This is a genomic window from Streptomyces sp. SID10853 (assembly GCF_010548145.1).
Lineage (GTDB): Bacteria > Actinomycetota > Actinomycetes > Streptomycetales > Streptomycetaceae > Streptomyces.
This window is the reverse complement of sequence record NZ_JAAGLN010000241.1, coordinates 1-10421: the sequence shown is the minus strand read 5'-3', so window position 1 is coordinate 10421 and position 10421 is coordinate 1. Positions and strand designations below refer to the sequence as shown.

The 10421-nt window shown below is 72.6% G+C and carries 8 protein-coding genes and 1 pseudogene; 1 reads left to right on the top strand and 8 read right to left on the bottom strand.

Annotated elements, in window-relative coordinates; genetic code table 11:
• On the bottom strand, positions 1–1444 hold a 1444-nt coding region (locus G3I19_RS30290), incomplete at its 3' end, for an ATP-dependent helicase (protein ID WP_164266918.1).
• A gap of 192 nt (positions 1445–1636) precedes the next feature.
• Entirely contained in the window at positions 1637–1996 is a 360-nt protein-coding gene (locus G3I19_RS30285; RefSeq protein ID WP_164266917.1) for an MGMT family protein, read from the bottom strand.
• 182 nt (positions 1997–2178) lie between these two features.
• On the opposite strand from G3I19_RS30285, the gene G3I19_RS30280 reads away from it, so the two are divergent.
• On the top strand, positions 2179–5100 hold the full coding sequence (locus tag G3I19_RS30280) for a lysylphosphatidylglycerol synthase domain-containing protein (protein ID WP_164266916.1): 2922 nt from the start codon (positions 2179–2181) through the stop codon (positions 5098–5100).
• A gap of 71 nt (positions 5101–5171) precedes the next feature.
• Here G3I19_RS30280 and G3I19_RS30275 read toward each other — a convergent pair whose 3' ends face one another.
• The 6 genes and pseudogenes from G3I19_RS30275 to G3I19_RS30250 all read right to left on the bottom strand — a co-directional run.
• Entirely contained in the window at positions 5172–5687 is a 516-nt protein-coding gene (locus G3I19_RS30275) for a hypothetical protein (protein WP_164266915.1), read from the bottom strand.
• Between the two features lie 119 nt (positions 5688–5806).
• Complete coding sequence (locus G3I19_RS30270) at positions 5807–6931, bottom strand: PP2C family protein-serine/threonine phosphatase (RefSeq protein ID WP_164266914.1); 1125 nt, start codon at positions 6929–6931, stop codon at positions 5807–5809.
• A 173-nt stretch (positions 6932–7104) separates the two neighbouring features.
• Positions 7105–8283, bottom strand: coding sequence for an adenylyltransferase/sulfurtransferase MoeZ (moeZ, locus tag G3I19_RS30265; protein WP_164266913.1), 1179 nt, complete (start codon positions 8281–8283; stop codon positions 7105–7107).
• 62 nt (positions 8284–8345) lie between these two features.
• Positions 8346–9101, bottom strand: coding sequence for a spherulation-specific family 4 protein (locus G3I19_RS30260; protein ID WP_164266912.1), 756 nt, complete (start codon positions 9099–9101; stop codon positions 8346–8348).
• Positions 9089–10051 (bottom strand): NAD-dependent epimerase/dehydratase family protein, encoded by a 963-nt coding sequence (locus G3I19_RS30255; protein WP_164266911.1) that lies wholly within the window; start codon positions 10049–10051, stop codon positions 9089–9091. The genes G3I19_RS30260 and G3I19_RS30255 overlap by 13 nt, the downstream gene beginning before the upstream one ends.
• Before the next feature lie 151 nt (positions 10052–10202).
• Positions 10203–10421, bottom strand: a pseudogene (locus G3I19_RS30250) (hypothetical protein); the annotation flags it as partial.

Below are 10421 nucleotides of genomic sequence, written 5' to 3'. Positions count from 1 at the left end.
CTGCCTGGTCCACGTCACCGGTGCCGGCACCGCCGTCCAGCGCCGCCTCCGCCACCGCACGCAGCGCCGTCAGCAGCGGGACGACCGCCGGCTCGTGGCGCAGCGGCAGATCGTCGCCCGCGATGTCCAGCGGAACCCCGGCCGAGGACAGCGCGCGGCGCACGGCCGGGATCGAGCGGCCGCCCGCACGGACCAGGACCGCCATGTCGTTCCACGGCACGCCCTCCTCCAGATGGGCCCGGCGCAGAATGTCCGCGATGTTGTCCAGCTCGGTGCCGGCCGTCGGATAGGTGTACGCCTCGACCCGGCCCCCGGACCGTACCGCCGACAGCTCCCGGTGCGCGCGGACCTGGGCGGTGGGCAGCCGGGGCAGCGGCATCCGCTGGGTGAGCAGCCTGGTCGCCGTGAGCAGGGCCGTGGCGGAGCGGCGCGATGTGGTCAGCACCTCGACGGGCGCCGGGCGGCCGTCGGTACGGGCGAACGTGTCGGGGAAGTCCAGGATGCCGTTCACATCGGCGCCGCGGAACGCGTAGATCGACTGGTCGGGGTCGCCGAACGCGACCAGGGTCCGGCCGCCGCCCGCCAGCGCGTGCAGCAGCCGGACCTGGGCCGGGTCGGTGTCCTGGTACTCGTCGACGAAGACCGCGTCGTAGCGGAGATCGGCCCGTTCGGCCAGCGGCACCGCGCGGTGCACCAGCTCCGCGTAGTCGACGACGCCCTGCGCGTCCAGTACGTCCAGATACTCGGCGAGGAACCCGGCCGCCGCATGCCAGTCGGGGCGGCCCGTGCGCTTCGCGAACGCGGCCAGGGTCTCCGGGCCGAGTCCCAGCTCCCGGCTGCGGGCGAGCACCGCGCGCACCTCGTCGGCGAAACCGCGGGTCGTCAGACAGGCCCGCAGCTCGTCGGGCCAGCGGATCCGGCCCAGGTCGAGCTGGCCCGCGAGCAGTTCCCGTACGGCGACGTCCTGCTCGGGTCCCGACAGCAGCCGCAGCGGTTCGGCGAAGAGGTCGGCGTCCTGGTGGGCGCGGACCAGGGCGTAACAGAAGGAGTGGAAGGTGGTCGCCTGCGGGCCGTACGTACCGATCCGGGATCCGCCGCCCGGCGCGCCGGCGGCGGGGAGCGGTCCGGTCCCGCCGCCCTGGATCCGTACCGCCATCCGGTCGCGCAGCTCCACCGCGGCCCGGCGGCTGAAGGTGAGGACGAGGATCCGCTCCGGGTCGGTCCCTTCGGCGATACGCCGGGCCACCGCCTCCACCAGCGTGGTGGATTTGCCCGTGCCGGGCCCGGCCAGCACCAGCAGCGGCCCGGTGCGGTGGTCAACCACCGCACGCTGGCGTGCGTCCAGTACGGGTGGATCCTCCGAGCCCGGCGGGGTGCGCACCAGCCGGTACGCGCCCGGGGCCCGGGGCCTTACCCGGTGGGAAGTGGAGGTGCTCACGTGGATCGCCGGTCCTGGGAGTGGTGCGTGGATGTGCGGACGGAGGGAGGGGCGGGGGCGGCCGCGCCGCCGTGCCCGCGGTGTTCCGCCGACGCTACGCCGTCGGGCGGGGTGGCCTCGACGACGGGGGCAGGCGCCCCGCTGCGTACTCCGTACGGGTCTCAGACCGCCCGCGGGAGGGCCGAATGGCGGAAGCTGTCAGACATGAGCCCCGCCGCCCCCGTCCCACCGCGCCCGCCGTATGTCCAGGCGGGGCAGATGGCCGTCCGTGTCACGGGCGGCCCGTGGGGCGTCCCGCAGCGGGGTGGCCTCCGCCCGGTAGTGCTCCAGCGCCCGCAACTCGTGGCCCGGGAGCAGCGCGCCGTCCGCGCGCACCACCCGCCACCACGGGGCGGCGCCGCCGTAGAGGGCCATCACCCGGCCCACCTGGCGGGGGCCGCCCTCCCCCAGCCATTCGGCGATGTCCCCGTACGTCATGACGCGGCCGGGCGGGATCAGCTCCGCGACGTCCAGCACCCGTTCCGCGTACTCCGGCAGCTCAGCACTCATCCGGTCCATCCTGCACCACAGCGCCGACAACGCGCCGGGCCCGCCGCAGAGCGGGCCATTTCCCACAAAGGGGCCCTGATGCCCGCCCGCGCCGCCCGGACATGCCACCATCGTCCGGGCGGTGACCGGGCTTCCCGCGGGCAGCGCCCGGCCGCTCCGCCCACGGGCCCAGCATCCCGAGGTGGAACGCAGTGATACGAGACAAGAAGGAACCGACGGAGGGGCCAGGCGTGCAGGAGCCACCGGAGGCGGCGAACGCCCCCGACTCCGAAACCCCTCCGGGCGGGCCGGAGACGGTTCCGGAACCGGGGGGCGGGCCGGGCGGTCGCGGTCCTGACGGGCCCGGGGCCGGCCCGGGTCCTGACGGCGGCGCCACGGAGCCCGGGGCAGGTGCCCGCGGCACCGAACCCGGCGGCTCAAGCAGCACGGAGCCCGGTGCCGGCACACCCCCTCGTACGGGATCGCACCCGGTGCCGGGATCCCGCCCCGGCACCGGACCCGTCCCCGGCCGGGATTCGCCGCCCGAGTTCGGCGGTGCCACCGCCATCGACCGGGTATCCGGTGACGAGCCGCTGCTCGCCGCCCGGGTGCACCGCCCGTCCGATCTGCTGCGTCTGCTCACCGGCATCCTGGCCATCGCGCTGGTCCTGGCGATCGCCGCCTTCGCCCACGGCACGACGTCGGGGCTCGCCGAGGACATCCACAACGGCACCGTCGAGACGCCCGACCTGCTGCTCAAGCTCGCCGGGCTCTTCTCGTCCATCGCCATACTGATCCTGCCGGTCGCCTTCGCGATCGAACGGCTGGTGAAACGGGACGGCCTGCGGATCGCGGACGGGGTGCTGGCCGCCGTCCTCGCCCACGGTGCGGCACTCGCCACCGATCTCTGGGTCGCCAAGGCCGCACCCAAATCGATCACCGAGGCGCTCACCCAGTCCCTCAGCAACGGCACGCTCACCGACCCGGTGCACGGCTATCTCGCCCCTGTCATCGCCTATATGACGGCCGTCGGCATGGCCCGCAGACCACGCTGGCGGGTGGCGCTCTGGGTGGTCCTGCTGGTCAACTCCTTCGCCGTGCTGGTCGGCCGGCAGACCACCCCCTTCTCGATCATCGTGACGATCCTGCTGGGCTGGACCGTCGCCTACGGCACCCTGTACGCCGTCGGCTCGCCCAACGTCCGCCCCACCGGCCGCCAGCTGCTCGCCGGGCTGCGGCACGTCGGCTTCAACCCGGTCAGCGCGATGCGCGCCGAGGACATCCCCGACTCGGCCGAACAGGGCGACCGCGGCCGGCGCTACTTCGTCACGCTGGAGGACGGCGCGCCGCTCGACGTCACCGTCGTCGACCGGGAGCAGCAGGCCCAGGGCTTCTTCTACCGGGTGTGGCGCCGCCTCACCCTGCGCTCCATCTCCACCGGCCGCTCCATCCAGTCGCTGCGCCAGGCCCTGGAGCAGGAGGCGCTCCTCGCGTACGCGGCCATCGCCGCCGGGGCGAACGCGCCGAAGCTGATCGCCACCTCCGAGCTGGGCCCCGACGCGGTGATGCTCGTGTACGAGCACACCGGCGGGCGCTCCCTCGACTCACTGCCCGACGAGGAGATCACCGACGAGCTGATGCAGAACGCCTGGCGGCAGATGCAGGCCCTGCAGTCCCGGCGCATCGCGCACCGCAGACTCGTCGGCGACGCGATCCTGGTGGACAAGTCGGGCCGGGTGATCCTCACCGATCTGCGCGGCGGTGAGATCGCGGCCAGCGACATCGTGCTGCGGATGGACATCGCGCAGCTGCTCACCACGCTGGGGCTGCGGGCGGGGGCCGAACGCTCGGTGACGTCCGCCGTCGCGGTCATCGGGCCCGACAAGGTCGCCGACAGTCTGCCGCTGCTCCAGCCGCTGGCGCTGAGCCGGTCGACCCGGGCGACCCTGCGCCAGCTGGCGCGTGAACGCGCGCAGCGCGAGCGGGAAGCCGTGATCGAGGCGTCGGAGACCGCCAAGCGGGCGAAGGCCGGGGCGGACGAGGCGCCGGGCGACAGCCGCAAGGCCGCCCGTGCCGAGAAGAAAGCGGAGAAGGAGGCCATCGACGACGCACTGGACGGGGCGCGCGAGGAGGACCTGCTCTCGCAGATCCGCCACCAGGTGCTGCTGATCCGGCCGCAGGCGCACGCCGAACCGGTCCGTCTGGAACGCGTCAAGCTCCGCACCCTGTTCACGGTCATCGCCGGGTCCGTCGCCGCGTACTTCCTGCTCTCGCAGCTCGCCAACATCCCGTACCACCAGCTGATCACCACTACGCGCTGGGGCTGGGTCGCTATGGCGGTGCTGTTCTCGGCGCTGAGTTATGTGGCGGCGGCGATGAGCCTGCTCGGCTTCGTGCCGGAGAAGGTGCCGTTCCTGCGGGCGGTGTCCGCGCAGGTCGCCGGGTCCTTCGTGAAGCTGGTGGCGCCGGCGGCGGTCGGCGGGGTGGCGCTGAACACCCGCTTCCTGCAGCGCGCGGGCGTGCGCCCGGGGCTCGCGGTGGCCAGTGTCGGGGCTTCGCAGCTCTTCGGCCTCGCCAGCCACATCCTGCTGCTGATGGTCTTCGGCTATGTGACGGGCACCGAGCAGACGCCGTCGCTGACGCCGTCCCGTACGGTGATCGCCGGCCTGCTGACGGCCGCGGTGCTCGCCCTGGTCGTGACGGCGGTGCCGTTCCTGCGGAAGTTCGTCGTCACGCGGGTGCGTTCGCTGTTCGCCGGTGTGGTGCCGCGCATGCTCGACGTACTCCAGCAGCCGCGCAAGCTGCTCACCGGTATCGGCGGGATGCTGCTGCTGACCGGCACGTTCGTGATGTGCCTCGACGCGTCGATCCGGGCCTTCGGCGGCGGCTCGACCATAAGTTACGCGAGCATCGCGGTGGTCTTCCTGACCGCGAACGCGGTGGGGTCTGCCGTGCCGACACCCGGCGGGGTCGGGGCCGTCGAGACGGCGCTGACCGGTGCGCTGATCATCGCGCGCGTGGACCCGGGGACCGCTGCGGCGGCCGTGCTGCTCTTCCGGCTGCTCACGTTCTGGCTTCCGGTGCTGCCGGGCTGGCTGTGCTTCAACTATCTGACGCGCCGGGGGGCGCTGTAGGACCGTAGGGGCTGCCCGCCCCGGGCCGGGCCGAGCCGAGCCGGGCCCCCGGGGATTCCCGCCCCCGCCGGTCAGGCGCCCTGCGCCCGGGTCCGCTCCAGCGTCCGCAGGATCAGCCACTGGTCGCCCCAGGCCATCGCCGTGCCCAGTACGGCCATCACCACCCCGATCAGTACGCTGCCGACGGCCGCCCCCACGGCGAGTCCGGCGAGCCCCAGCAGGCCGCGGACCGCGAACCGCAGTGCCACCAGGCCGACGGCCAGCAGCCGGGTGCGCTTGTTCTTCCAGAGCGCCCTCATGAAGCGCATCCGGGTGCGCAGGACCGTGAGCGACAGCGTCAGATTCAGCGCCGCGACGACCGGGATCAGCCAGTACGCGGCCGGGTAGGCCCGTGCGATGTCGAAGATGCCCGCGAAGGTGCCGACGATCGGGAAGTACCAGTTGGGCAGCGGCTTGATCTCCACCGGGCACCCGGCCACCGGTGCGGCGGGCCGGGCCGTGGGCCGGGCCGTGTCCTGAGCGGTGGTCCGTGCGGTGGTCCCTGCGCTGATCTGAGCGGTGGTCTGTTCCGTGCTCACTGCGGTCATTTTCTGCTCCCCCTGAGGCTTCGTTTCCGACACGAGAAGCTTCCCGCGCCGGGCACCTCGGGCGGCAGAGCGAACCGTCCGCACTCCGGCAGGACAAATGTCCCGTGGCGACGGCCGGCTCAGCGGGCCGTGATCACCAGGATCGCCGCGTCGTCGTGGAGCCGCCCGCCGACGTAGCGGTGGAGGTCCTGCTCGATCTCCCGCACCAGGGCGGCCGGTTCCAGGCCGGTCCAGTTCCGCAGCCGCCGGGCCAGCGGGTAGAACACCCCATGGCTGTCCCGGGCCTCCGTGACCCCGTCGGTGAAGAGCAGCAGTCGTGCCCCGTACGGCAGTCGGGTCTCCACGACCGCGCGCGCCCGCTCCTCCTCGGGGACCAGGAAGCCGAGGCCCAGCGGCAGCCCGGCCTCTCCCAGGGCGATCTGCCGCGGACCGGACTCGCTGACCGTGAACGGTTCCAGATGCCCGCAGTTCACCAGCCGCATCCGCTGCCGGTCGGGGGCGAACTCCGCGAGGAGCGCGGTGACATGGCGCGGCTCCTGGCCGATGGTCTCGGCGTACTCGTTGTAGCGGTCCAGTATGTTCTCCATGCGCCGGGTCAGATCCGGGAGGCCGGGCTCCTCGTACCCCGCCACCCGGAACGCGCTGAGCACGGCCGCCCCCGCGTTGATCGCGTCGAGGCCCTTGCCGCGTACGTCGGCGACGAGCACCCGGGTCCCGAAGGGCGACTCGATCAGCTCGTACAGATCGCCGCCCACCCGCGCGTACTCGTCCGCCGCGAGGTAGACCCCGTACGCCTCGAAGTCCTTCGTACGCAGCGGGAACGGCCGCAGCAGCGCGAGCTGGACCGCCTCGGCCGCGCCGCGGGTGTGCTCCAGGAGGGACTGCCGCTGGGAGCCGAGCCGTGCGATGAGCAGCGCGAGCAGCCCGACCGCCCAGGTCGCGGCGAGGACGACCGCCATCTGGCCGGGGTCGCGCTCATGGGGGGCGAAGAGCGGGTACGAACCGGCGATGCAGACACCGGCGAGGGTGGCCAGCACCGCGGTGGTCAGGACACTCAGCACCAGGGCGCCGACCAGCGGGACCAGACTCGCGAACAGCACCACCCGCAGGTCACCGGGGGTGAAGGACTCCACGGCGACGATCACGGCGAGCACGACGAGCAGGAACGTGAGGAACCCCGCGCGCTCCCTGCGCGTCGTCTTCCGCTCCACGAGCACACGCGAGAGGCTGCGGGCGAGCGGCATGGAGAGATCCCATCTGGCGGATATGCGGCTTTTGTCTCCCTCTCCGACACAGTAGCGCCGACCCGGCGGCCGCACAGCCGCATCCGCGCACCCCGGAGCACAGAGAAGAGGGGCGGCCCGCACTTCCCGTGCGGGCCGCCCCTCCGATGACGCGGTCGGTCATGCGCTCCGGTCTAGTACACCGGCTTCTCGGGCTCGATCTGGTTGACCCAGCCGATCACGCCGCCGCCCACGTGGACGGCGTCGGCGAAGCCCGCGGACTTCAGCACGGCCAGGACCTCGGCCGAGCGGACGCCCGTCTTGCAGTGCAGGACGATCTTCTTGTCCTGCGGGAGGTCCGACAGGGCGGAGCCCATGATGAACTCGTTCTTCGGGATCAGCTTCGCGCCCGGGATCGAGACGATCTCGTACTCGTTCGGCTCGCGGACGTCGATGATCTCGATCTTCTCGTCGGTGTCGATCCACTCCTTGAGCTGCTTGGGAGTGATCGTCGAACCGGCCGCCGCCTCCTGGGCCTCCTCGGACACGACGCCGCAGAAAGCCTCGTAGTCGATGAGCTCGGTGACGGTGGGGTTCTCACCGCAGACCGCGCAGTCGGGGTCCTTGCGGACCTTGACCTGGCGGTACTGCATCTCCAGGGCGTCGTAGATCATCAGCCGGCCGACCAGCGGGTCGCCGATGCCCGCGAGGAGCTTGATCGCCTCGTTGACCTGGATGGAACCGATCGACGCGCAGAGCACGCCGAGCACGCCGCCCTCGGCGCAGGAGGGGACCATGCCGGGGGGCGGCGGCTCCGGGTAGAGGCAGCGGTAGCAGGGGCCGTGCTCGGACCAGAAGACGGACGCCTGGCCGTCGAAGCGGTAGATGGAGCCCCAGACGTACGGCTTGTTGAGCAGCACGCACGCGTCGTTGACCAGATAGCGGGTGGCGAAGTTGTCCGTGCCGTCCACGATCAGGTCGTACTGGGAGAAGATGTCCATCACGTTCTCGGCCTCGAGCCGCTCCTCGTGAAGGACCACATTCACCAGGGGGTTGATCCCGAGGACCGTGTCCTTGGCCGACTGGGCCTTGGGGCGGCCGATGTCGGCCTGGCTGTGGATGATCTGGCGCTGCAGGTTCGACTCGTCGACCTCGTCGAACTCCACAATGCCCAGCGTGCCCACCCCGGCCGCGGCCAGGTACATGAGGGCGGGGGAGCCGAGGCCGCCCGCACCCACGGCGAGCACCTTGGCGTTCTTCAGCCGCTTCTGCCCGTCCATCCCCACGTCGGGGATGATCAGGTGGCGGGAGTACCTGCGGACCTCGTCGACGGTGAGTTCAGCAGCTGGCTCGACCAGGGGTGGCAGCGACACGGGGACTCCGTTGGTCGGTATCTACGTACGATGGTTCTTCCGTAACACTGCCACGCCCCTTCTCATTCCGAGACACCAGGTCCGATCCGCGAGACGATTTCGTCCCAGTAGCCGGGCAGTGCCTCGAACGGCGCGTTCTCCTCAGGCACACCGCCGCTGCCTGCGTCGGTCCGGTCGGTGAAGAAGATCGTGCCGGCCCCCTGCCAGCGGGCGATCCGGACGGCCTCCTCCAGATGGGTGCGCGGAACGCCGTGCACGAAGTGGGCGAACCGGGAGGGGTCGTACTCGGCGGTCCACTCCGCCACCTGCGACCAGCGGTAGTCCGTCCACGGGCCGCTGAAGGTGACCAACTGGTCGGCGGTCTCGGCGTATCCGGGATACGGATGGACGCCGTGCCCGAGGACCAGATGGCATCCGCTCCCCGTCACCGACCTGAGGGCGTCCGCGATCCGCCGGGTCTCGGGCAGGTCGGGGCGCCCGGCCGGGGCCCGGTCGAGGAAGAAGCCGTCGGTGCGGTACCAGTCCGTGAAGCGGTGGGCCTCCGCGATCAGCTCGCCGAACGGGCGGGTGCCGTGCGCCATGTCGAGGTGGCCGAGCACCCGCGTCCCCGTGTTCCGGATCCGGCCCGACGCCGCCAGGCAGTGCGGGTCGGGCCTGGCGCCCGGGCCGTTGGCCACATTGAGCACGACCCAGTGCAACGGCGTGCCGGGCCGCGTCAGTTCGGCCCACTCGACCGGTGCGACCAGCGGGTGCGCGTAGCCCGGTACGCCGAAGCCCAGCTCGGCCGAGAGCGTCGCGGCCGGGGTCAGATGCGGCATGCCGCCTCCATCCAGATGTCGGCGAGCGACTCCTCCAGATTGATGCGCGGGCGCCAGCCGAGGCGGTCGCGGGCGGTGCGCACATCCGCCTGCTGCCAGCCGCCGCAGCCGTCCGGGTACGGCGACGGCGCTGCCAGGTGGTCCATGACCGGCTCGGAGGGGCGCGGCGCCACCAGGCCGGAGTGGCGGTGCTGGGGTGCGTCGAGCTCGTGGAGCGTGCCGCCGAAACCGGCGACCCTGGCCAGGACGGCGGCGGCGTCGCGCAGCTTCACCGCGTGGCCGGTGCCGATGTTCACGATGCCCTGGGCGGCCGAGAGCGACGCCGCGTGGACGGCGCGCGCCACGTCCCGTACGTCGACGAAGTCGCGCTGGACACCGAGCCCGGAGAGCTTCAGTTCCTTGTCCCCCGCCTGCATCGCACGGCGCATCGCCTCGGCGAGCCGGCCCAGCGGGGAGCCCGCTGGGGTGCCGGGGCCGACCGGCGAGAAGACCCGCAGGACGATCGCGTCGAGCCCCGAGTTGAGCACCAGCTCACTGGCGGCCAGCTTGGAGACCCCGTACGGGCCGCCGGGGCGCGGGACCGCGTCCTCGGCGGTGGACGAGCCGGGCTGGCTCGGTCCGTACTCGGCGGCGCAACCGAGCTGCACCATCCGGGCGTTGCAGGTGCTGCGGCGCAGCGCCTCGCAGACGGAGGCGACGGCGACGGTGTTGTGCCGGGTCAGATCGCGGGCGCCGCCGCGGGTGGCACCGGCGCAGTTGATGACGACCCCGGGGTGGACGGCGTCCAGGAAGCGGGTGAGCGCTCCCGGGCTGCCGCTGGCGAGGTCGAAGCGGACGTCGGCGTCGTCGCCGCGCCCGAGGGCCGTGAGGTGCACGGCGGGATCGGCGAGCAGCCGGTCGGCCACATAGCGGCCGAGATATCCGTTGGCTCCGAGCAGCAGCACCCTCATCGCGCGGCCGCCTCTCGATACCGACGGGTCGGTGCTGGAGATTCGGGGCTCATTTTTCGTTCTCCTTCTGAGGTGTTACCGGGTGGTCGGCCCGCGGCGTCGGCTCCGCGGGAGTTTCGGGGGCGGTCCTGCGGGTGGCAGGTCCGCCGCTTCAGGTGTGCGCCGATGCGCGGGAGAGTGCGCGGGTGGCATGGACCAGCAGGGCGAGCGCCACCGCCCCGCAGACGACGGCGGATACGGCCGGGGCGCCCAGGGCGTCCACGGGCGCGGCGACGAAGCGGCAGCCGGGGAGGCGGCCGATGAGGACGGACGCCAGGGCGAGCGCCTCCCCCGCACAGGCGGTGGCCAGTGCGGCGGCCGCGCCGTCGGG